Source organism: Streptomyces sp. WAC07094, assembly GCF_036320405.1.
GTDB classification, from domain to species: domain Bacteria; phylum Actinomycetota; class Actinomycetes; order Streptomycetales; family Streptomycetaceae; genus Streptomyces; species Streptomyces lannensis.
Window position 1 is genome coordinate 3973146 of record NZ_JAVMJZ010000001.1, and the last position, 22567, is coordinate 3995712.

The window sequence follows — 22567 nt, forward strand, 5'->3', positions numbered from 1 at the left end:
TGCCTGGACCACACCGATAACCGGAGGAGCTGACTGTTGGCCTGTGACCTGTGGCTGGTCCCGCTCGTCGACGTGTTGTGCCACACACCCGACAATCCGTTCGCGGAAGAACTCGCCCTCTACGACAAGGTGCTGGGCGAGGCAGGACTGCCGCCGGTGCCGGTGTACCAGTACATGCCGGGACTGACCGGTGAGGTGGCCCCGATCGCGGGGTTCGACTACGACGCGCTGCACTTCCTGCGCCGCGCGTACCTGCTCCAGGTGTGCGGTCTCGCCCTGACCCCGGTCGACGAACTCGGCGGCGACTACGAGCAGCTGCTGGAGATGTTCGAGTCGACGGCCCAGCAGTCCCATCTGGTCTGGCACTACGACCACGCCGGTGCGTACGTCCCGGTCGACTTCCCGCACCCGCTGTCGAACGACGAACTCCTCACGGGCGGCGGTCCCCTGGGTTCCTCCCACGGGCTGCTGCGGGAGCTGAAGCTGGTGGCCCCGGCCATCGGCATCGACCCGGCGAACCCGCCCGCCGCGCCGGAACCCCCCGCCGCTCCCACGGAGCTGGAGGAACCGGCGCTTCCCGCTCCATACGACCCGAGCCCCTTCGCGCGTGAACGGCACGTGTGGCTGGGCCTGCACACGGCGGTGACCCGGAGCCTCGCCCAGGGCTCGATGATCGTCTTCAGCTGAGGCGGTCCGGCGGCCGCGCACGGGCTTCAGGACGGGCCGTGGAACGCCCTGCCCCCGGAAGTGGCCGGAGCCACACCGAGGGCAGGGGCGGACGGCGGATCCGCGGTCTACAGGAACGAGTTGACCTCGATCGTCTCGTCACGGCCCGGGCCCACACCGATCGCGGAGATCGGGGCGCCGGACATCTCCTCCAGCGCCTTGACGTAACCCTGGGCGTTCTTCGGCAGATCCGCGAAGGTCTTGGCCTTCGTGATGTCCTCCTGCCAGCCCGGCAGGTACTCGTAGACCGGCTTCGCGTGGTGGAAGTCCGTCTGGGAGTAGGGGAGTTCCTCGACCCGCTTGCCGTCGATCTCGTACGCGACGCAGACCGGGATCTGCTCCCAGCCGGTGAGCACGTCGAGCTTGGTGAGGAAGAAGTCGGTCAGTCCGTTCACCCGGGTCGCGTAGCGGGCGATCACCGCGTCGAACCAGCCGCAGCGGCGGTCCCGGCCGGTGGTGACGCCCCGCTCGCCGCCGATGCGGCGCAGGGCCTCGCCGTCGTCGTCGAACAGCTCGGTCGGGAAGGGGCCCGAACCGACGCGGGTCGTGTACGCCTTCAGGATGCCGATGACCCGGCTGATCTTCGTCGGGCCGACGCCGGAGCCCGTGCACGCGCCGCCCGCGGTCGGGTTCGACGAGGTCACGAAGGGGTAGGTCCCGTGGTCGATGTCCAGCAGGGTGCCCTGGCCGCCCTCGAACAGGACGACCTTGCCGTCGTCGAGCGCCTGGTTGAGGACGAGCACCGTGTCGGCGACGTACGGCCTGATCTTCTCGGCGTAGCCCAGCAGTTCCTCGACGACCTGGTCGACGGCGATCGCGCGCCGGTTGTACAGCTTGGTGAGGACCTGGTTCTTGACGTCGAGGGCCGCCTCCACCTTCTGGGTGAGGATCGACTCGTCGTACAGGTCCTGGACCCGGATGCCCACGCGGTTGATCTTGTCGGCGTAGGTCGGGCCGATGCCGCGACCGGTGGTGCCGATCTTGCGCTTGCCCAGGAAACGCTCCGTCACCTTGTCGACCGTGACGTTGTACGGCGTGATGACGTGAGCGTTGCCGCTGATCAGAAGCTTCGAGGTGTCGACGCCTCGCTCGTTCAGACCGCTCAGCTCGGAGAGCAGGACCGACGGATCGACGACGACGCCGTTGCCGATGACGGGTGTACATCCGGGCGACAGGATTCCGGAAGGGAGGAGGTGGAGCGCATACTTCTGGTCGCCTACGACCACCGTGTGGCCGGCGTTGTTGCCGCCCTGATAGCGCACTACATAGTCCACCGAGCCGCCGAGCAGATCGGTGGCCTTTCCCTTGCCCTCGTCACCCCACTGAGCACCGAGCAGCACAAGTGCGGGCACGCGCGTACACCCCTTCCGGGCGGGGCATGTCCAAGGCCAGGGGCGTACGCGGAGGGTCCACCGCCGCGTGCACCGCGACCGTCATCGGTCGCAACCGTCGGACCGGATGCCCCGGAATAGACGAAGCCCCTGGCGCAATAGCGCAAGGGGCTCTTGCACAAAGATGCTACCCGAGGAAGCGAGGCAGGACCGAGGTGGCGACTTCCGACCAGCTCCTCGTGGTCATCGACCCGGTCGCCCGTCACAGTGACGGTGAGTCGGTACGGATCGCGAAAGACGTGCTCAGCGCGGGTGCGGCGGCCAAGGTGTGCCTCCCGGACGGCCCGGAGGAATTCGCCCGGGCGCTGGATCGCCGGGGGTCCCGGCGGCCGGTCGTCGTGGGTGACGACCGGGCTCTGCTGCGCGCGGTGACCCAGCTGCACCGCAGACGCGAGCTCGGCACGACGAGCCTGTCGTTCGTGCCGGTGGGGGCCGTGCTGACGCTCGCGCGGTCCCTGGGGGTGCCCACCGGGGCGGTGGCGGCGGCCCGGGCCGTGCTGGACGGGGCGGTACGTCGACTGGATCTGCTGGTGGACGACAGCGACGGAGTGGTCCTCGGGGATCTGCGGATTCCGTCCGTACCGGCCGCGCCCCCCGGATACGACGGCGCACCGGTCGGCGAGGAGGCCGCGCAGGGACGCCCGTGGCTGCGGATGCGGCAGTCCCTGGTCCGCACGCTGGCGCCGCGTCCCCCGAGGCCCGCGTTCCCTCCCGCCCGGCCCTCCCGGCTGCGGGTGGAGGTCGACGGTCTGATGCTCGTGGACCTCGACCAGCCCGTGGCGGGGGTGTCCGTGGTGCCGGGCGATCCGGGGGTGGCCGAGGTCCAGGTGCGACCGGTGTCGGTCGGGGCCGAGGCCGCACCCCTCAACGCGGTCGGGCGCCGGGTGACGGTGTCCGGCGCCGACTTCCGCTACCGGGCGGACTCCGTGGTCGGCGGGCCCGTGCGGACGCGGACGTGGGTGGTGCGCGAGGCGGCCTGGGGACTGACGCTGCCCGGCTGAGGACTGCTGCCCGCGTCCCGATCGGTTCCCCGGTCAGCCCCCGTGGCCCGCCCCGTCCGCGCCGTACTGCTGGTCCCGATGGACACGCCAGCGCTCCATCATCCTGGCGATCTCGCCGTCGATGAACTCGAAGAAGGCCAGCGTCTCCGACAGCCGCCGGCCGGCCGGGGTCTGCGCGCCCAGGCTGTCGACACCCTCACGCAGGGCGTGTTCCCAGCGCTTGAGCACCGCGTCCCGGTTGGTCAGCGCCTCGTACCACTGGTTGCTGCTGACGCGGTACCGCTCGCGCCGCGATCCCGGCTCGCGCTCCCGCGCGACCATGTGCTGCTGGGCGAGGTAGCGCACCGCGCCGGAGACGGCGGCGGGGCTGACCTGGAGCTGCTCACCGAGTTCGGCGGAGGTCAGGGAACCGGGGTCGGAGGACAGCAGCGCCGTGAAGACCCGGGCGGGCATCCGCTGCATACCGGCCTCGACGAGTTGCGCCGCGAAGCCCTCCACGAACTTGGAGACCACCTCGGGGTCGCGCCCCTCCCTGTTCGGCTCCGTCATCCCGCGATCATCTCCCCTGCTCGTCGGCCCCTCGCCAGTCTATCCGGGGTTTATACGTTTCCTTAACTTCACAAATTTCTGAAGATAGCGTAGCTTCCAAAGCATGACCAAGGCCATCACCGTCTCCGGACTGCACAAGTCGTTCGGCAGGACGCACGCGCTCGCGGGCCTCGACCTGGAGGTCGAGGCCGGCGAGGTCCACGGTTTCCTGGGCCCGAACGGCGCGGGGAAGTCCACCACCATCAGGGTTCTGCTCGGTCTGCTGCGCGCGGACTCCGGAGCCGCCCAGGTGCTCGGCCGCGACCCATGGGCGGACGCGGTGGAGCTGCACCGGCGGGTCGCGTACGTCCCCGGGGACGTCACCCTGTGGCGCAACCTCTCGGGCGGCGAGGTCATCGACCTGTACGGCCGTCTGCGCGGGGGCCTCGACCAGGCGCGCAGGGCGGAGCTGATCGAGCGCTTCGAACTGGATCCCACCAAAAAGGGGCGGACGTACTCCAAGGGCAACCGGCAGAAGGTCGCCCTTGTCGCCGCGTTCGCCTCGGACGTCGACCTGCTGATCCTCGACGAACCGACCTCCGGCCTCGACCCGCTGATGGAGGAGGTCTTCCAGCGGTGCGTCGAGGAGGAGCGCGGCCGCGGCCGGACCATCCTGCTGTCCTCGCACATCCTCAGCGAGGTGGAGGAGCTCTGCGACCGGGTGAGCATCATCCGCAACGGCCGGACGGTCGAGAGCGGCTCACTCTTCGAACTGCGGCATCTGACCCGCACCAGCGTCACCGCCGAACTCGCCGGGACGCCCAACGGACTGGCCGGACTGCCCGGCGTCCACGATCTCGACATCCAGGGCCGCCGGGTCAGGCTCCAGGTGGAAACGGACAAGCTGGACGCGGTGCTGAGGTCGCTCGGCGAGTCGGGCGTGCGGTCGCTGACGTCGACACCACCGACGCTCGAGGAGCTCTTCCTGCGCCACTACCAGGACGAACTCCAGGAAGAAGGGGCCCGATGACCGCCGTCGCGCCGGCCTTCGCCGTGCGGACCGGAGGATCCCGGCAACTCGCCGGAACGGGAACGCTGTTGAGGTTCGCCCTGCGCCGGGACCGGTCGATGATCCCGCTCTGGGTCGCGATCAACGCCCTGATGGTGCTGTCGATGCCGGGCACGCTTAAGGGCCTGTACGGCACGGCGGCCCAACGCGCCGACCTGGCCGACCAGATGGCCACCAACAGCTCGCTGCGCGCGATGGTCGGACCGGTCTTCGGCGAGTCGCTCGGTGCCCTCACCGCCTGGCGCATCGGCGTCTACGCCGCGCTGCTCGCCGCGGTGATGTCCCTGCTCGTCGTCGTACGGCACACCCGTGACGAGGAGGAGAGCGGACGGCAGGAACTGATCTCCTCGGCGATGGTGGGGCGACGTGCCCCGCTGACGGCGGCCCTGCTCACGGCCGCCGTCGCGAACGCCGTCCTGGCGCTGGTGATCACGGGCGGTCTCGCCGGGCAGGGCGCCACGGGCGCGCTGGCGCTGGGGCTGGGGATCGCCGGAGTCGGCATGGTCTTCGCCACCATGGCGGCGATCGCCGCACAGCTGACCGAGAGCGCACGGCTGGCCCGCGGTCTGACCAGTGCAGTGCTGGGCGCCGCCTTCGTGCTGCGGGCGGCGGGCGACGCCGGATCGAGCGACGGCTCGTCGGTGCTGACCTGGCTCTCCCCCATCGGCTGGCTGGAGAACGAGCGCCCCTACGCCGGCGAGCGCTGGTGGGTGCTGCTGCTGTTCGCGGCGGCGGTGCTGGTCCAGGGTGTGCTGGCCTACACGCTCGCCGGGCGGCGTGACATCGGTATGAGCTTCCTGCCCACCCGGCCGGGGCCCGCCACCGGGCGCCTCGGCTCGGCGGGGGCCCTGGCCTGGCGGCTGCAGCGCGGCGGTGTGCTGGGCTGGAGCGTGGGCTTCTTCCTCGCCGGGGTCGTCTACGGCGGTATGACCGACGGCGCGACGGACCTCGTCGGCGACAACGACAAGGCCCGCGAGATCTTCCAGCGGATGGGCGGGCAGTCCGGGCTGACGGACACGTTCCTCGCCGCCATGGTCGGCATCATGGGCCTGGTCGCCGCGCTCTACATCGTGGCGTCCGTGCTGCGCCTGAACGGCGAGGAGACGTCGGGCCGGGCCGAACCGGTGCTGGCGAACGCGGTGGGACGGCTGCGGTGGGCCGGCGGCCATCTGGTGATCGCCTTCGGCGGCGCCGCACTGATCATGATCCTCTCGGGGCTGGGTTTCGCGGTGGGCTACGGCAAGGAGATCGGCCCGATCCTGGGCGCGTGCCTGGTCCAGCTCCCGGCGATCTGGGTGATCGGCGGACTGGCGGTCCTGCTCTACGGCGTGCTCCCGCAGGGTGCGGCGGCGGCGTGGGGCGTGGCGGGTGCGGCGCTGCTGATCGGCTGGGTGGGCCCGGCACTGGACCTTCCGCAGGCCGTGCTGGACATCTCGCCCTTCGGTCATCTGCCGAAGCTGCCGGGCGGGGAGATGGACTGGCCGCCGGTGCTCCTGCTGACCGCACTGGCCGCCGTGCTGGTGGCCGCGGGGCTGACGGGGTTGCGCAGGCGCGACCTGTCGACCTGAGGGTGCCTACGGGAAAGGCCGGCGTTCCCGCCGGCCTTCTCCGGGTGCATCACCCTCGTCCGCCGTCCGGGTCGGCGCGGCCCGGCGCAAGGGCGCCCCGGGACCGCCGACCCGGCTCACACGCAGGTCGTCCGAAGGGGAGATCAGCCGATCTCCACGCCCAGTCCTTCCAGCCCCCGGATCACGAAGTTCGGCTTGCGCCGCGGCTCCGCCGCCAGACGCAGCGTGGGCGCCGTCTCCAGCAGGGCCGTCATGGACGCCGCCAGCTCGATGCGGGCCAGCGGCGCGCCGATGCAGTAGTGGATGCCCGCGCTGAAGGAGATGTGCGGGTTGTCCCGACGGGTCAGGTCCAGTCGCTCCGGGGCGCCGAACACCGCGGGGTCGTGGTTCGCCGAGCCGAACAGCATCGCGATCTCGGCGCCCCGGGGAATGACGGTGCCGTCGATCTCGATCTCGTCCAGCACCCAGCGCTCGAAGAGCTGGAGCGGGGTGTCGTAGCGCATCAGCTCCTCCACGGCGGTCGGGACGAGCGAGTGGTCGGCGCGGAGGGCCGCCAGCTGGTCCGGGTGGCGGAACAGCGCCCACCAGCCGTTCACCGTGGAGTTCACCGTCGCCTCGTGTCCGGCGTTCAGCAGCAGCACGCAGGTCGAGATCATCTCCTGCTCGGTGAGCCGGTCGCCCTCGTCGTGCGCGGCGATCAGACCCGAGATCAGGTCCTCGCCGGGCTCCTTGCGGCGCTGCTCGATCAACTCCCGCAGATAGGCGGAGAACTCCACCGACGCCCGTACCGCCCGCTGCGCGGACTCCCCGGACGGATGCAGCTCGTACATCCCGCAGATGTCCGCCGACCAGGGCCGCAGTCGGGCCCGGTCCGCCTCGGGGATGCCGAGCATCTCGGCGATCACCGCGACCGGGAGCGGCTCGGCGACGTCCTTCAGCAGGTCGCCGCCGCCGCGCGCCACGAGCCGGGACACCAGCTCCCCCGCGAGCCCCCGCACATAGGGCGCCAGCCGCTCCACCGTCCGCGGTGTGAACGCCTTCGACACCAGGCGCCGGATGCGGGTGTGGTCCGGCGGCTCCAGGTCGAGCATGCCGTGGTCGTTGAGCGTGTGGAACGGCTCGTGCTCGGGGGGCGGGGCGGTCCGGCCGAATTCCTCGTGCGTGAAACGGTGCCGGTACGTGCGGCCCAGCCGCCGGTCGCGCAGCAGCGCCGACACATCCGCGTGGTGCGCGACCAGCCACTGGTCGGTGGGCTCGTAGTAGTGCACACGGCCCCGCTCACGCAGTTCGGCGTAGGCGGGGTAGGGGTCCGCGAGGAACGCCGGGTCCCAGGGATCGAACGCGAGGTCGGAACGGGCTGCCATGCCCGGACGCTAACCCGGCCTCCCCTCCCCTGACCAGAGGCGTCCCACGCAGGACGGACCGGGCGGGGCGCCTCAGCCCGGCGTCACCAGTCTCGCCTCGTACGCGAACACCGCCGCCTGCGTCCGGTCCCGCAGCCCCAGCTTCACCAGGATCCGGCTGACGTGGGTCTTGATCGTCGATTCGGCGACGACCAGTCGCGCGGCGATCTCCGCGTTCGACAGACCCTGCGCGATGAGCACCAGCACCTCCGTCTCCCGCTCGGTCAGGTCCCCGTACGCGGCCTGGGCCGAGGGGGCGAGGCGCGGTCCCTCGGACAGTTTGGAGAACTCGGTGATCAGCCGCTTCGTCACCGACGGGGCCAGCAGCGCCTCGCCGGCCGCCACCACCCGCACCCCCTCGGCCAGCTGCCGTGCCGAGGCGTCCTTGAGCAGGAAGCCGGAGGCGCCGGCCCGCAGCGCCTGGTAGACGTACTCGTCGAGATCGAACGTAGTCAGTACCAGCACCTTCGCCGACCCGTCCGCGGCGACGATCTCCCGGGTCGCCTCGATCCCGTTCAGCTCCGGCATGCGGATGTCCATGAGCACGACGTCCGGGGACAGCTCGCGGACCCGTTCGACCGCCTCCCTGCCGTTGACCGCCTCCCCGACGACCTCGATGTCGGGCATCGCCCCGAGGAGCACCGAGAACCCCTCCCGCACCATCATCTGGTCGTCGGCGATCAGTACCCGTACGGCGCCGCTCACGCGGCCTCCTCCGCCGCGGCCACCGGCAGGAACACCGTCACCTCGTACCCTCCGTCGTCGCCGTCCCCCGCCGTCATCTCGCCGTTCAGCATCGAGACGCGCTCGCGCATGCCCGTGATCCCGTGCCCCGCGCCGTGCGTGGACCTCCCCGGATCGGCCTGCGGTGGCGGCCCGTTGACTATGCGCAGGCCCAGACCGCCGAGCACATAGCCGATCTCCACCCGGGCCGAAGCGCCCGGGGCGTGCCGCAAGGTGTTGCTGAGCGCCTCCTGGACGATCCGGTACGCCGACAGCTCCACGCCCTGCGGCAGTTCCCGCACCGCGCCCGTGACCACCTTGTCGACGGTCAGGCCCGCCTCGCGCACGTTCGCCAGCAGGGCGTCCAGGTCGGCGAGGGTGGGCTGCGGGGCGTCCGGGGCCTCGTAGTCCTCCGCCCGTACGACACCCAGGACACGGCGGAGCTCGGTCAGGGCCGCCACCGCGTTCTCCCGGATGGTGGCGAAGGCCTTCTCCAGCTCCGGCGGCGGGTTGTCCACCCGGTAGGGCGCCGCCTCGGCCTGGATGGCGACCACCGACATGTGGTGGGCCACCACATCGTGCAGTTCACGGGCGATCGTGGTGCGCTCCTCCAGCAGGGTGCGGCGGGAGCGCTCGTGCGCGGTCTCCGTCTGCTGGGCGGTCACCTCCTGCGCGGCGTTCCGGCGGATGTGCCAGACGGTGACGGCCAGCAGCGCGAAGGCCGACAGGACCAGCATGGGCGCCGAGTCGTTGCCGAAGTGATAGCCGAAGACCCCCTCGGCGAAGGAGGCGTAGGTCGCGGTGAGCAGCCACATCCAGGCCGCCGTGCGCGGCCGGGTCCGCACCGCCACCACGGTGAGCACCGTCAGATGCGAGACGAAGCTCCCGGGCGTCCAGGGCCAGTCCCCCGAGCCGCCGGCCACCACCCCCGAGACGGAGGTCGCAAGGAGGGACAGCCAGAACGCACCGACCGGACGGGCCAGGGTCAGCAGCACCGGGGCCAGGGCCAGCAGACCGGCCACCAGGGCCGCCGGGCCGTCGTCGCCCGTCCAGGCGACGAGCATCGCCAGCAGCCCGGCCGCCGCCACCGCGGCCCGCGGTGTCCAGGCCGCGTACTGCCTCATACGCCCGGACAGCCGCCTTGTCAGGGGCCCGTCGACGGTCGGCCGGGGCAGCGGGCGGTAGGCGAAGGCGTCGTGGAACAGGTCCTGCCGCAGGCCGTGCAGGGCGTTCACGGCCGCCCGGTACTCCGGGCTGCGCGGCGTGTGAGGGCTGTGCGCGCCGTCCGGCGTCTCGTGCGTCTGGGTCGTCTCGGTCACGGTGAAAAGGTAGGCCGGGGACGGGGGCGCGGTCGTCACCAGTGAGGGGGGTCCTCGAGGGTCCTCCTCAAGTACTACGGGTGGCCCGGGTCATCGTCCCGACGGCCGGACCAGCCCCGACTCGTAGGCGAACACCGCCGCCTGCGTCCGGTCCCGCAGCCCCAGCTTCACCAGGATCCGGCCGACATGGGTCTTCACGGTCTGCTCGGCGACGACCAGGCTGCCGGCGATCTCCGCGTTCGACAGTCCCTGGGCGATGAGGGCGAGGACCTCCGTCTCCCGCTCGGTCAGATCGCCGACGCGCTGCTTGAGCGGAGCCCGAGGAGCATCGGTGAGCCGCGAGAACTCGGCGATCAGACGGCGGGTTATCCCCGGCGCGAGCAGTGCGTCACCCGCGGCCACCACCCGCACCGCCTCCGCGAGCTGGTCGGCCGAGGCGTCCTTCAGCAGGAAGCCCGACGCCCCGGCGCGCAGGGCGTCGTAGACGTACTCGTCCAGGTCGAAGGTGGTGAGCACCAGGACCCTCGGATGCGGGGCGTCCGCGGTGATGCGGCGCGTCGCCTCGATGCCGCCGAGACCGGGCATGCGGATGTCCATCAGCACCACGTCCGGGGCGAGTTCGGCGACCATGGCGACGGCCTCCTCGCCGTCCACGGCCTGGCCCACGACCTCGATGCCGGGCCGGGCGTTGAGCAGCACCGTGAAGCCCTGCCGCACCATCATCTGGTCGTCGGCTATCAGTACACGGACGGTACTGCTGGTCATCGGTCCTCTTCTCCTGTCGTGCCGGTGGTGGGGTCGTCGGGCGCAAGGTCCTCGGTGCCGGGCAGGAAGCACGCCACGACGTAACCGCCGTCCGGAGTCGCGGAGGTGACGAGCGTGCCGCCGAGCATCATGGCGCGTTCCCGCATGCCGAGCAGCCCGTGGCCGGCCCCCGGGGACGGCGGCGCGGTGCGGGTGGGAGCGGAGTTGGCGACCCGGATGTGCAGCCCCCTCGGGAAATGGGCGAGTTGGACGCGCACGGTGGATCCGGGAGCGTGCCGCAGCGCGTTGCTGAGCGCCTCCTGCACGATCCGGTACGCGGACAGCTCCACGCCGGGCGACAGCCGGCGCACCTCGCCGGTGATCTCCGTCCGCACCTCGAGGCCGGCCGTGCGGGTGTTCTCCACCAGGGCGTCGAGCCGGTCGAGGGTGGGCTGCGGGGCGTCGGGGGCGGGACCGGTGCCGCTGCCGATGCCGTAGGGGTCCGCGGGGTTCTCCGACCGCAGGACACCGAGGACGCGGCGCAGTTCGGTCAGTGCCTCCAGGGCGTTCTTGCGGATGCCGTCCAGGTTCTCCCTCAGCTCCTCGGAGGGGTTCTCCACGAGATGCGGGGCGACCTGGGCCTGGATGGAGATGACCGACATGTGGTGGGCGACCACGTCGTGCAGTTCACGGGCGATGCGGCTGCGCTCCTCCAGGACCGTGCGCCGGGCGCGTTCCTCGGCGGTGACACCGGCGAGTTCGACGAGTTGGCTGCGGGCCACCCGGCGGCCGCGCAGCGCCGTGCCGATGAGGACGACGACAGTGAGGACGACCATCGCGGGCACGCCGGTCGGCGAGTACGAGGAGGCACCTTCGACGCCTTGCAGCAGGTACGTGCCGAACGCGGTCAGTGCCAGCGCTCCGGCGCTCACCCGGGTGGGGACCCGCAGGGCCAGCAGGAACAGCACGAGCGTGCACGCCACGACACCCGAACCGGTCCAGGGCCACGGCGGGGGGTCCGGCGACGGGTGCTCGACACCGCCCGGGGCGACCCGGCTCGCCTGGGCGGCCGTCACGAGCGCCGCCAGCGACAGCCACCAGGCGGGCAGCGGACGCCACAGGGCGAGCGCGACGGCCCCGCCCTGCGCGCCGCCGATCAGCACGGCGAGCGGGAGAATCAGGGCATACGAGCTGTGCAACTCGCCCACGGCGCCCGCCGACAGGACGAGCGCGATCGCGCAGAACAGGACATGCGGCGCCCGGCGGAGCAGCCGCGGCCGCGACAGCGGCGGCAGCGGGTCCGAGGAGAACGTCCACAGGTCGTCCCGGAGAAGGCCGAGCAGCCCACGCAGGCGCCCGCGCACCCACGAGGTGCCCGAACCGGCGGCGCCGGAGAGGGACGGCGGCGCGGCGGCCGGGGGGCGCGCTCCCGGCGGCCGGTCGCCGCCTTCCGCGTACCGCCCGTCGTCCGCCGGATCCGCCCTAGGCACGGTCGGCCGCCTCGACGCGCGCCCGCCCGGACCGGTGGACGGCCACCACACGGGAACGGCGGCCCCGCGGCCGGCGCGGCCCCTGTTCGTGGATCCGGAAGGCGGACCGGCACACGGCGAGGGCGAGGGCGAACACCGGGAGCCACACCAGCCGGGCCGCGACCCAGGAGGGCCCGTCCGGGACGGTGTGCAGCCCCGGCAGCCGCCCTGCGAGGAGACCCGTCGCCGTGGTCGCCATCAGGGCCGTCTGGTGCCAGAGGAAGATCGTCATCGCGGAGAGGTTCACCACGGCCACGGCCGCCCAGGCCAGGGGGCGGCGCAGGGCGCGGCGCAGCGGTTCGCGCAGCACCAGCGCCAGTCCGCACTGCGCGAGACCGAAGGTGACAGCGGCCAGGGTCGGCGGGTCGAGGTTGGAGACCGCGGCGCCCGGGACGCCCACCATCGACGCCGGGTAACCCGCCCACACCACCAGTCCCGCCGTCGCCGCGGCGCCACCGGCGAGCAGCACCCAGCCGGCTCGTCGGCCCTCCAGCTCACCGCGCGTCCAGGCCGCGCCCAGGGTGTACGGCACGAGCCAGCCCGCGGCCAGATTCGTCCAGCCGAGCCAGGACGGGCCGCCGAGCCCGAAACGGATGAGGTCCACATGGAGAACGACGGCCAGCGGCCACAGCGGGTTGAGACGGGTCAGCAGCGGGGTCGCCGCCGTGAGGACCACGAAGACGAGCAGGAACCACAGCGGCGACAGGGCCAGCTTCACGAGGGTGTGCACCGTGCCGGCGTCCGCGCCGCCGAGAAGCAGACAGCACGCCGCCACCGTCCACAGCACCACGACGGCCGCGACGGGCCCGAAGAGCCGGGCCACTCGGGAGCGCAGCCAACGGCCGTAGGTGATCCCGCGTGCCCGGGCCGAGGCGAGGCTCCCGGTCGCCGTACGACCGCCCACCAGGAAGAACACGGCGAGTGTCTGGAAGACCCAGGAGATCGGGGCGAGCCGGGGCATGAACTGCAGCGGACTGGCCGTGCGCAGGGCGCCGCCGTCGGCCACCAGGGCGGTCACCAGCCAGTGGCCCAGGACGACGCCGAGGATCGCGAGGGCCCGCAGGGCGTCGACCGCGCGGTCCCGTCCGGCGGGGGTGGCCGCATCGATGCGGTGCGCCGCGATGCGCAGGGCGTCGCGGACCGGCACGCGGGTGCTCCGGTCACGCACGGGGCACCTCCGGCGTCCTGCCCAGGACGATCCGGGCGAGGCCGGCCAGACAGACCGAGGCCGGTGCGAAGTAGTCGCTGTGGCCGCCGTCGCCCGCGGCGAACACACGGGCGCCGAAGGCCGGGGACACCGGGTCCGTGCCGAAGCCGACGGTGGTGCCGAACAGATCGGCACGCAGGTGGGGCAGGTCCGCGATCCAGTCGCCGGTGCCGCGTGCGGCCCACACACGGGCGCGGGTGTGCAGATCGGCGACGGAGTCCAGGCCCGTGCCGGGGCTGCCGAGGAGGACGACGTCCTGCACGTCGGCCCAGGCGGCGCGGGCGCACACCGCCGTGCCGTAGGAGTGGCAGAGCAGGGAGATACGGGGTGCGGGCCCCAGCGCGCCGCGCAGTTCGCCCACGAACCGCTCGAGGAGCGGCGCCGCACGCTCGGCCCCGGTCGTGGTCAGGGCGCCGGTGCTGAGCATGCGGGGCGTGTCGTATCCGAGCCAGGCGATGACCGCGGTGCTGCCGTCCACCGCGCGATGCAGGTTCTGTGCGCCCGAGCGGAGGCGGTCGTAGGTGTCCAGCGTGGTGTCCGAACCCGGGACCAGGACGGCTATCCGCCGCGCCGTGGCCAGGTCGCCGAAGACCTCCGTCGCCCGGCCCGTGCCCCGGCCGTCGAAGGCCAGGAGGTCACGGGCGGGGGAGGCCAGGGCGCGGTCCTTCGCGGCGCGCCCGCGGTCACCGTGCGCCGCGGCCGTGCGGGACGCCTCGGCGGCGTCGGCGCGGTTGGCCCGGTACGTCGCGTTGAGGGTGGCCACCGAGAGCGGGGCGAGCGCCGCCGGCGCGGGCGCCGGGATCCGGGGCCGCACGGCGGCCGAGAGGGGGACCACCACCGCCCCCGTCACCAGGGCGGCCAGCAGCGTACGGCGCAGGCGTCCGCGGCGCGACCGGCGCCGTTCCGCTTCCCCGGTCCGATCGCCCTCCTCGCTCCCGCGAGGGTCCGCGCCGCCGGGGACCTCGGCCCGGCCGCCGTTCCGCACCCACCCGGCCGCGCCGATGACGGCGGCCGGGCTCCACCCCCGCAGGCACATGGCGTCCCTCCCTCCCGCCAGCCCGCTCATCGGGCCGTCCTGGAGGGGACGTTACGAAGCGTGGCACGTCGCCGGCGTCACACCGTGGAACTCACCTGGGAGGTAGCTCTCAGGTATGACGGGTATGACCGGGACGGCGCGGGGAGGGCGCGAACGTCCTCCTCGACTCGCCCTGCACTCAAGGGGGTTGGCCGGTCACCAGGCCAACTGCGCGATCTCCTCGGCCACCACGGCGCACGCGTCCGCCGCCGGGTCGATCAGGGGGAAGTGTCCGACGTCCTCGAGCAGGGTGAGGCCCACGACCTCGCCCGCCTTGGCCGCAGCCTCCGCGTAGGCCTCGGCGACCGCCTGCGGGACCACGATGTCCGTGCGCCCCTGGACAAGGGTCGTGGCGATGCCGGTGGGCAGCAGCAGAGCCGGATCGGCGTACGGCTGACGCTCCGCGAACATGTCGTCCCCGCCCATGAGTTGGGACACCGCCCCGCCGCACACCTCCAGTTTCCGGGCGATGTGGAAGTCGGCGATCGGCGCGAGCGCGACGACACCGCGCAGCGGGGCCGGACGGTCCGTGCGCCACGGGGAGTCGGGCGGGAGGACATGGCGGGCCGCCGCCCACAGCGCGAGATGACCGCCCGCCGAGTGGCCGGTGATCACCGTGCGGCGCGGATCGGCCTGGGGCAGTACATCGTGGACGAGCGCCGGGAGCGCGTCGAACGCGGCGGCGACGTCGTCGAACGTGTCGGGCCAGCGGCCCGACACCGGTCCCGTGCCGCCGTCCGCACCGTCGGCCTGGGCCGGGATGAGCGCTCCCCGGCGGTACTCGACGTTGGCGACGGCGAAACCCCGGCGGGCCAGATAGTCCGCGAACGGAGTGAGGTGCCTGCGGTCGTAGGGCGAGCGCCATGCTCCCCCGTGCAGGACGACGACCAGGGGGACCTGGGCCTTCTCCGCGGAGTCGGCGGGCTCCCGCGGGGCGTAGAAGTCGATCACCTGGTCGGGGTGGTCGCCGTACGCGGCGGTGGAGTCGGGCTCGACCGGCGGATGCGAGAAGGCGGAGGCCTCCTCGGCGGCGTCACGGGCCGCGGCGTCCCGGGCGGCGTCGTCCGACATGCTCCAACCTCTCAGCGGCGAAACGGAATACGTACGCGGGCCGGAAGGAAATCGGCCGTTGGCGGGGACGGTATCAGGCGGGCGAGGGGGGTCCCCACGGGGATGTCACGCTCGGTGAAGGGCAAGGGGTTCTGCCGTCTCCCACGGCCACCTCGCACCTGCTCGCGCGGTGACACGCCCGCCGGCCGGCACCGCCGCCCGAGCTGCACAACGACGGCCGGGCGGCGGTGTCGCAGCGTGGTGCCCACCGCCGCCGGGTCCCCTCCCGTACCCTCGCGGGCCGGGAGGGGACCGGTCCGTCAGGACAGCGTGCCCGCCAGGATCCGGGCCGCCCGCTCCACGTCGGCGAAGCCCACGTACAGCGGCGTGAAACCGAAACGCAGCACGTCCGGCGGCCGGAAGTCGCCGACCACGCCGTTCTCGATCAACCGCTTCATCACGTCACCGGCGCCGGGGCAGTGCAGCGCCACCTGGCTGCCCCGCTCGGCGTGCGCGACGGGCGTCAGGGACTCGACGGCGCCTTCGGGGAGATAGGCCGCCACGCACTCCAGGAAGAAGTCGGTGAGTGCGAGGGACTTGGCGCGCACGGCGTCGATCGGGACGCCGTCCCACACCTCCAGCGCCGCCTCCAGGGCGAGCATGGACAGGATGTCCGGGGTGCCGACGCGACCGCGCACCGCGCCCGCCGCCGGTTCGTAGGCCGGGCGCATCCCGAAGGGTTCGGTGTGCGAGTTCCAGCCCGGCAGCGGGGAGTCGAAGCGGTCCTGCAGTTCGCGCCGTACGTACAGGAAGGCGGGAGAGCCGGGACCTCCGTTGAGGTACTTGTAGGTGCAGCCGACCGCCAGATCGACACCGTGCTCGTCCAGGCCCACCGGCAGTGCGCCCGCGCTGTGGCACAGGTCCCAGACCACCACGGCACCCGCCTCGTGCACGGCCGCGGTCAGCCCCGGCAGTTCGTGCAGTCGTCCCGTGCGGTAGTCGACATGGTTCAGCAGCACCGCCGCCGTACGGCCCGTGACGACGTCGGGCACCTCCGCAGGCGTCGCCGGTCGCAGTGTGCAGCCCGTCATCCGGGCGGCCGACTCGGCGATGTAGCCGTCCGTCGGGAACGTCGTCGCGTCGACGACGATCTCGTCCCGGCCCTCACCGGCCAGCCGCACGGCCGCCACGAGTGCCTTGAAGACGTTGACGCTGGTGGAGTCCCCCACCACGATCTGCCCGGGCGCCGCCCCGACCAGCGGCGCGATCCGGTCGCCGATCCGCTCCGGCGCCGTCCACCAGCCGCTCTCGTCCCAGGACCGGATCCGCAGCGATCCCCACTGCCTGCGGACGACGTCCTCCATCCGGGCCGGTACGGCGGCCGGCAGCGCGCCCAGCGAGTTCCCGTCCAGGTAGACGACCTCGTCGAGCACGAACTTCGCCCGCAGTCCGGCCAGTTCGTCGGCCGCGTCCAGCTTCTGCGCTCTCAGGATGGGTTCAGACATACGACCGCGCCGTCCACAGTTCGGGGAACACGTTCTTCTGCGTCCGCTTCTCCAGCCAGGCCACGCCGGCCGAACCGCCCGTGCCGGACTTGGCACCCATCGCGCGGCGGGTGGCCACCAGGTGGTCGTTGCGCCAGCGCCAGACCAGCTCGGCCACATCGGTCAGCGTCTCGCCCAGCCGTGCGAGCTCGTCCATCGGATCCCCGGAGTAGACGGCGGTCCACACCGCCTCGACCTCGGCCGAGGGCTCGTGGCGACGGGACACGTCACGCCGCAGCACCGCGTCCGGGACCGCGTGTCCGCGGCGCGCGAGCAGCCGGAGCACCTCGTCGTACAGGCTCGGCTCGTGCAGCGCCTTCTCCAGCTCGGCATGGACCCGTGGCGCACCGCGGTGCGGCACCAGCATGGAGGCGGACTTCTCGCCGAGCAGGAACTCCATGCGCCGGTACATCGCCGACTGGAAACCGGAGCCCTCACCGAGGGCGGAGCGGTAGGAGTTGAACTGGGCGGGTGTCAGCTGGGCGAGGGGGCGCCAGGACGCGTTCAGCGCGTCCAGTTCCCGTACGGACCTCTTCAGCGCGTCGATCGCCACCGGCACCCGGTCCTCACGCAGGGCCCGGGCGGCGGTCTCCCACTCGTGGACGATCACGGTGAACCACAGCTCCATCACCTGGGTCGTGACCAGGAAGACCATCTCACCGGGGTCGTCGGAGAGGGTGTGCTGGAGGTGGGTGAGCACATCCGCCTTGACGTAGTCCTCGTACGGCGTCGTGCCCTGGAAGTCGAGATGCGGGGTCTCGGGCTCCTGAGTCTCGTGCGACTGATGAGCCTGTTGGGACATCGCTGTCTCCTGATGTGTGCTTCGGGTAGCGGTCCGCCCCTGCCGATGCCGGCACGGGGGCCCCGGTCCCCACCGGCATCCTGCGTAAAACACGAGGTCCTCGCAAGGCCCGCCCGGTCACAGGCGGGCCCCGCCACTCCCGGGGGCTAGCCGAGCGTCTGGGCCGCAGTCGGGGAGGAGTCCTTCAGGAACTGCGAGCAGCGTTCGTACTCCTCCTGCTCGCCGATCCCCTGTGCGGCGCGCGCGAGGGCGTGCAGGGCGCGCAGGAAGCCCCGGTTCGGCTCGTGCTCCCAGGGGACGGGTCCGTGGCCCTTCCAGCCGTTGCGGCGCAGGGCGTCCAGACCCCGGTGGTAGCCGGTACGCGCGTAGGCGTACGACTCGACGACCGAGCCCCGCTCGAACGCCTCGTCGGCCAGCTGCGCCCAGGCGAGCGAGGAGGCGGGGTACTTGGCGGCGACGTCGGCGGACGCCGTGCCGCTCGCGAGGAGCTCACGCGGCCCCGGGTCGTCCGGGAGGTGGGTCGGGGGCGGGCCCCCGAGCAGATTCTCGTGAAGGGTCATGAGATCCAGTGTGAGGCATCGCCCTCGATCACCGCCGGTCGCACGGGCTCCCCCCGGAAGGATCGGTTCCGGAGGCGGCCGGGCCGACCGGTCCCGCTGCCCGGCGGACGCCGGGTGTCCGCACCGGCGAGAAGCCGGTCAGGTGGCCGGATCGGGCTTGGCGACCGCGGTCCCGCGCGGCGGCTCCAGCGGCGGCGCGGCCACACAGCTGTACGTACGGCACTGGGGCCGACGGCAGTCCGGAGCCGGACTCCGGACGGTCGCGAAGGCGAGCACCGCACCGACCGCCAGTACCGCTGCGCACAGGGGCATTGCCCGGTCGAAGGCCGCGTCGAAGGCGTCCGGCGAGCGGTACGCCTCCGGGCCCATGCCGGTGAGCACCGGCAGCGCCGCCACTGCGATCAGCCCGGCCGCGCGAGCCGCCGCGTTGTTGATGCCACTGGCCAGGCCCGCCCGGTCGGTGTCCACCGAGGCGAGCACGGTCGAGGTCAGCGGGGCGACCAGGGTGACCATCCCCGCTCCCATGACCAGCACGGCAGGCAGGACGTCGGCGAGGTAGGAGGCGTCATTGCCGACGCGCAGCATCATCAGCATGCCGACCGCGCACAGCAGAGGTCCTACGGTGAGCGGGATGCGCGGTCCGATGCGCTCGGCCAGGGCGCCCGAGCGGGACGAGAAGAGGAGCATCAGCACGGTCGTGGGCAGCAGGGCCGTGCCGGCCCGCAGCGGCGAGTAGCCCGCCACCACCTGGAGCTGGAGCGCGGTGAGGAAGAAGAAACCGCCGAAGGCCGCGTAGACGCAGAGGGTCACCAGGTTGACCGAGCTGAACTGGCGGGAGCCGAAGATGTCGAGCGGCATCATCGGGTCCTGGTGGCGCTTCTCCACGTACACGAAGGCGACGCCCGCGGCCAGGCCCGCGACCGCCATGACGACCACGACCGGGGAACCGCTGCCGGCCTCGATGAGGGCGTAGGTGACCAGCGCGAGGGACACGGCACCGAGCGCGGCCCCGAGGGCGTCGAAGCGTCGGCGCGAACGCTCTGCCCCGCTCACCTCCCGGGCCGAGCTCCCGACCGATTCCGGTACGTGCCGGACGGCGACGGGCGCGCAGAGCAGGGCCAGCGGGACGTTGAGGAAGAAGACCCAGCGCCAGCCCGGGCCGTCCACCAGCCAGCCGCCGAGGAACGGGCCGATCGCGGCGCCGATGCCGCCGAAGCCGGACCACAGACCGACCGCCCGTGAGCGGTCGTCCGGGTGGAACGACGCCTGGATGAGCGCGAGTGAACCGGGCGTCAGGAGGGCACCGCCGATGCCCTGCAAGGCGCGGGCGGCGATGAGGAAGCCCGAGGTGGGGGCCAGTCCGCAGAGCAGGGAGGCGGCCGCGAACCAGACCACGCCGATGACGAAGACCTTGCGGCGGCCGTAGTGGTCGCCGAGGGAGCCGCCGAGAAGGATCAGGCCGGCGAGCGTGATCAGGTAGGCGTTGACGGTCCACTGCAGGGCGGCGAGGCTCGCATCGAGGTCCTTGCCGATGCGGGGAAGGGCGACGTTGACGACGGTGGAATCCAGCAGGGCCATGCTGGAGCCGAGCACGGTCGTGAGGAGGATCCACTTCCCCTGCGCGGTGCCGATCCTGACGACGGGCCCCTGCTGTGCGGTGACGGCCATGTAGGGGATCATCCCGCGTCCGTCGGCGCCGGGCCAGACCGGGGCCGTGCCGGTGCTGTACCGAACGGCCCGGGCGGCCGGTGGTGGCGGGGTGCCGCCGCTGTACGGCACCCCGCCGACCCGTGTCACTTCATGCGCGTACCGGTGGACCGGAGGTGGCCGCAGGCCTCGAAGACGCGCTTGGACATCGACGCCTCCGCCAGCTTGCCCCAGGTCCGCGGGTCGTAGGTCTTCTTGGAGCCGACCTCGCCGTCGACCTTCAGGACGCCGTCGTAGTTCCTGAACATGTGGTCGGCGACCGGACGCGTGAAGGCGTACTGGGTGTCGGTGTCGATGTTCATCTTGACCACGCCGTTCTCCAGCGCCGTCAGGATCTCCTCCTCGGTGGAGCCGGAGCCGCCGTGGAAGACGAAGTTGAACGGCTTGCTGTCGGCCGGCAGGCCGAACTTGGCGGCCACACCCTCGCTCAGGTTCTTGAGCAGGTCGGGGCGCAGGACGACGTTGCCCGGCTTGTACACGCCGTGCACATTGCCGAACGAGGCGGCCAGCAGGTAACGGCCCTTGTCGCCCAGGCCCAGCGCCTCGGCCGTACGGATCGCGTCGTCGACCGTGGTGTAGAGGGAGTCGTTGATCTCGTGGGAGACGCCGTCCTCCTCACCGCCGGTGGGGGTGATCTCCACCTCGAGGATGATCCTGGCGGCGCGGGTGCGCTCCAGCAGCTCCTGCGCGATCTTCAGGTTGTCGGAGAGGGTCTCCGCCGAACCGTCCCACATGTGGGACTGGAACAGCGGGTTCTCGCCGCGGGCCACACGCTCCTCGGAGATCGCGAGCAGCGGGCGCACGTACCCGTCGAGCTTGTCCTTCGGGCAGTGGTCCGTGTGCAGCGCGATGTTGACCGGGTACTTCTTCGCGACGATGTGCGCGAACTCGGCCAGGGCCGCGGAACCGGTGACCATGTCCTTGTCGTACTGCCCGCCCAGGAACTCGGCGCCGCCCGTCGAGATCTGGACGATGCCGTCGCTCTCGGCCTCCGCGAAGCCGCGCAGGGCAGCGTGCAGGGTCTGGGACGAGGTCACGTTGATGGCCGGGTAGGCGAACTTGCCTGCCTTCGCCCGGTCGAGCATCTCGTTGTAGACCTCGGGGGTTGCGATGGGCATCTGTCCGCTCCTTGTATGTGCGGGTGCGTTCTGCGTACGTACGGCCCTGACCTAGGGTGCGACGTCATCGTCGGCCCCATCTTTCCAGACTTGACCGGATGCTTCGGACACCCCGTCCAGCCTTCGGATGACCGTGCGGGTCAGTCCAGTCCCAGCTCGTCCTTCGAGTACGCGAAACGGTAGGGGACCCCGGCGCCGTCCTCGATCTTCTCGGCCGCGCCCGTGGCCCGGTCGACGATCGTCGCGACCGCCACGACCTCGGCCCCGGCCTCGCGCACCGCCTCCACCGCGGTGAGCGGAGAACCGCCCGTGGTGGAGGTGTCCTCGACGACCAGGACCCGGCGGCCCCTGATCTCCGGACCCTCCACGCGCCGCTGCAGACCGTGCGCCTTCGCCGCCTTGCGGACGACGAAGGCGTCCAGCTTCTTCCCGCGCGCGGCGGCGGCGTGCAGCATGGCGGCCGCGACCGGGTCCGCGCCCATGGTCAGACCGCCGACGGCGTCGAAGTCCAGGTCGGCGGTCAGGTCCAGCAGCACCTGACCGACCAGCGGCGCGGCCTCGCCGTCGAGGGTGATGCGGCGCAGGTCGACGTAGTAGTCGCCCTCCAGGCCGGACGACAGGGTCACCTTGCCGTGCACCACGGCCTTGTCCTTGATCTGCTGCAGCAGGTCGCCGCGTACGTCACTCATACGAGTCAGCTTAAAGGGGGGTGCTCACGGACGGCGCCAGCTCCACGTCGTCGACGCCTCCAGCGGCTCGATGGGCGTGACCAGGCGGGGAAGGGTGTTGAGGCCGTTGGGCGGACCCGTCTGCGGCTCCACGCACACGGCCTCCTGCTGCTCGTCGTAGACCACCACCCACTCCTCCCGGCTGGTCACCCGCAGCTCCAGCCGGTCCGGCCAGAGCACCGCGACGTCGACGCCGCCGGGCATCCCGAAGCAGTCGTCCCAGGGGCCGGGCCGGGGGTCGATGCGGTTCCCCGTGGGCAGGTGGTCGTCCCCGCGCTCCTCCTGCCAGGCAGGGCTGAAGTCGATGCGCGCGTCCACACCGTCGAGGGTGCGGTTGAACCAGGGGTGCCAGCCGATCTGGGCCGGGAACGAGGACTCGTAGGTCTCCACGGACATGGTGAGCGTCAGGGAGTCCTCGGTGAGCGTGGCGAGATGGGTGACGCGACCGACGTAGGGCCAGGGCTCGACCAGGTCGTAGGTGAGCACCGCCTCGGCGCGGTCCGCGCGGGCCACCCGCCACGCGCCGTCCCGCGCCGTGCCGTGGATGGCATGCGGCGGGGAGTTGAGGGGCATCTGGTGGACCGTGCCCCCGTCGCGGAACCGGCCGTCCCTGATGCGGCCGCACCAGGGGACCATGGGGAAGCACCCGAACCGTTCGCCCTGCCGCAGCAGCTCCGTGCCGCCGACGCGCAGACTCCGCACGCGCCCGCCGTTCGCCGGCGCCAGCACGACCTCCGCGTCTCCCGCGGTCAACGTGATCTCGTCGTTACTCACG

The 22567-nt window shown here is 72.2% G+C and carries 21 protein-coding genes; 4 read left to right on the plus strand and 17 right to left on the minus strand.

What is annotated here, in order from left to right:
* Positions 1–36 precede the first annotated feature (36 nt).
* Positions 37–687: a hypothetical protein gene (locus tag RCR19_RS17490; protein WP_331265995.1), complete on the plus strand. Its 651-nt coding sequence runs from the start codon at positions 37–39 to the stop codon at positions 685–687.
* 107 nt (positions 688–794) lie between these two features.
* Here RCR19_RS17490 and RCR19_RS17495 read toward each other — a convergent pair whose 3' ends face one another.
* Positions 795–2078: an adenylosuccinate synthase gene (locus RCR19_RS17495; RefSeq protein WP_059133545.1), complete on the minus strand. Its 1284-nt coding sequence runs from the start codon at positions 2076–2078 to the stop codon at positions 795–797.
* A 194-nt stretch (positions 2079–2272) separates the two neighbouring features.
* Between RCR19_RS17495 and RCR19_RS17500 the strand changes: the two genes are divergently transcribed.
* On the plus strand, positions 2273–3118 hold the full coding sequence (locus RCR19_RS17500) for a diacylglycerol kinase family protein (protein WP_331265996.1): 846 nt from the start codon (positions 2273–2275) through the stop codon (positions 3116–3118).
* A gap of 33 nt (positions 3119–3151) precedes the next feature.
* Here RCR19_RS17500 and RCR19_RS17505 read toward each other — a convergent pair whose 3' ends face one another.
* Positions 3152–3667, minus strand: a complete 516-nt coding sequence (locus RCR19_RS17505; protein WP_331265997.1) for a MarR family transcriptional regulator — start codon at positions 3665–3667, stop codon at positions 3152–3154.
* A gap of 103 nt (positions 3668–3770) precedes the next feature.
* Between RCR19_RS17505 and RCR19_RS17510 the strand changes: the two genes are divergently transcribed.
* Positions 3771–4676 (plus strand): ABC transporter ATP-binding protein, encoded by a 906-nt coding sequence (locus RCR19_RS17510; protein WP_331265998.1) that lies wholly within the window; start codon positions 3771–3773, stop codon positions 4674–4676.
* Positions 4673–6283, plus strand: a complete 1611-nt coding sequence (locus tag RCR19_RS17515) for an ABC transporter permease (RefSeq protein WP_331265999.1) — start codon at positions 4673–4675, stop codon at positions 6281–6283. Before RCR19_RS17510 ends, RCR19_RS17515 begins: the two co-directional genes overlap by 4 nt.
* A 143-nt stretch (positions 6284–6426) precedes the next feature.
* Here RCR19_RS17515 and RCR19_RS17520 read toward each other — a convergent pair whose 3' ends face one another.
* The 15 genes from RCR19_RS17520 to RCR19_RS17590 all read right to left on the minus strand — a co-directional run bounded on the left by RCR19_RS17520 (position 6427) and on the right by RCR19_RS17590 (position 22566).
* A complete protein-coding gene (locus RCR19_RS17520; protein ID WP_331266000.1) occupies positions 6427–7647 on the minus strand; it encodes a cytochrome P450 in 1221 nt (406 codons plus the stop codon).
* Between the two features lie 72 nt (positions 7648–7719).
* Positions 7720–8391, minus strand: coding sequence for a response regulator transcription factor (locus tag RCR19_RS17525; RefSeq protein WP_331266001.1), 672 nt, complete (start codon positions 8389–8391; stop codon positions 7720–7722).
* Positions 8388–9728, minus strand: a complete 1341-nt coding sequence (locus RCR19_RS17530) for a histidine kinase (RefSeq protein ID WP_331266002.1) — start codon at positions 9726–9728, stop codon at positions 8388–8390. The genes RCR19_RS17525 and RCR19_RS17530 overlap by 4 nt, the downstream gene beginning before the upstream one ends.
* Positions 9729–9818: 90 nt before the next feature.
* Complete coding sequence (locus RCR19_RS17535; protein ID WP_331266003.1) at positions 9819–10493, minus strand: response regulator transcription factor; 675 nt, start codon at positions 10491–10493, stop codon at positions 9819–9821.
* Positions 10490–11836, minus strand: a complete 1347-nt coding sequence (locus RCR19_RS17540; protein ID WP_331269468.1) for a sensor histidine kinase — start codon at positions 11834–11836, stop codon at positions 10490–10492. Before RCR19_RS17540 ends, RCR19_RS17535 begins: the two co-directional genes overlap by 4 nt.
* Before the next feature lie 118 nt (positions 11837–11954).
* Complete coding sequence (locus tag RCR19_RS17545; RefSeq protein ID WP_331266004.1) at positions 11955–13169, minus strand: acyltransferase; 1215 nt, start codon at positions 13167–13169, stop codon at positions 11955–11957.
* The gene (locus RCR19_RS17550) at positions 13162–14244 is read right to left on the minus strand and encodes an alpha/beta hydrolase (protein ID WP_331266005.1); all 1083 of its coding nucleotides are present in this window, start codon (positions 14242–14244) and stop codon (positions 13162–13164) included. The genes RCR19_RS17545 and RCR19_RS17550 overlap by 8 nt, the downstream gene beginning before the upstream one ends.
* A 195-nt stretch (positions 14245–14439) precedes the next feature.
* Positions 14440–15354, minus strand: a complete 915-nt coding sequence (locus tag RCR19_RS17555) for an alpha/beta hydrolase (RefSeq protein ID WP_059133537.1) — start codon at positions 15352–15354, stop codon at positions 14440–14442.
* A gap of 299 nt (positions 15355–15653) precedes the next feature.
* The gene (gene kynU, locus RCR19_RS17560) at positions 15654–16838 is read right to left on the minus strand and encodes a kynureninase (protein ID WP_331266006.1); all 1185 of its coding nucleotides are present in this window, start codon (positions 16836–16838) and stop codon (positions 15654–15656) included.
* Positions 16831–17679: a tryptophan 2,3-dioxygenase family protein gene (locus tag RCR19_RS17565; RefSeq protein ID WP_331266007.1), complete on the minus strand. Its 849-nt coding sequence runs from the start codon at positions 17677–17679 to the stop codon at positions 16831–16833. Before RCR19_RS17565 ends, kynU begins: the two co-directional genes overlap by 8 nt.
* A 146-nt stretch (positions 17680–17825) precedes the next feature.
* Entirely contained in the window at positions 17826–18239 is a 414-nt protein-coding gene (locus tag RCR19_RS17570; RefSeq protein ID WP_059133534.1) for a DUF3151 domain-containing protein, read from the minus strand.
* A gap of 138 nt (positions 18240–18377) precedes the next feature.
* Positions 18378–19907, minus strand: a complete 1530-nt coding sequence (locus RCR19_RS17575; RefSeq protein ID WP_331269469.1) for an MFS transporter — start codon at positions 19905–19907, stop codon at positions 18378–18380.
* 125 nt (positions 19908–20032) lie between these two features.
* Positions 20033–21064, minus strand: a complete 1032-nt coding sequence (gene fbaA / locus RCR19_RS17580; protein WP_331266008.1) for a class II fructose-bisphosphate aldolase — start codon at positions 21062–21064, stop codon at positions 20033–20035.
* Between the two features lie 140 nt (positions 21065–21204).
* Complete coding sequence (pyrE, locus tag RCR19_RS17585) at positions 21205–21753, minus strand: orotate phosphoribosyltransferase (RefSeq protein WP_059133531.1); 549 nt, start codon at positions 21751–21753, stop codon at positions 21205–21207.
* A gap of 24 nt (positions 21754–21777) precedes the next feature.
* Positions 21778–22566 (minus strand): aldose 1-epimerase, encoded by a 789-nt coding sequence (locus RCR19_RS17590; RefSeq protein WP_331266009.1) that lies wholly within the window; start codon positions 22564–22566, stop codon positions 21778–21780.
* Position 22567: the final 1 nt, after the last annotated feature.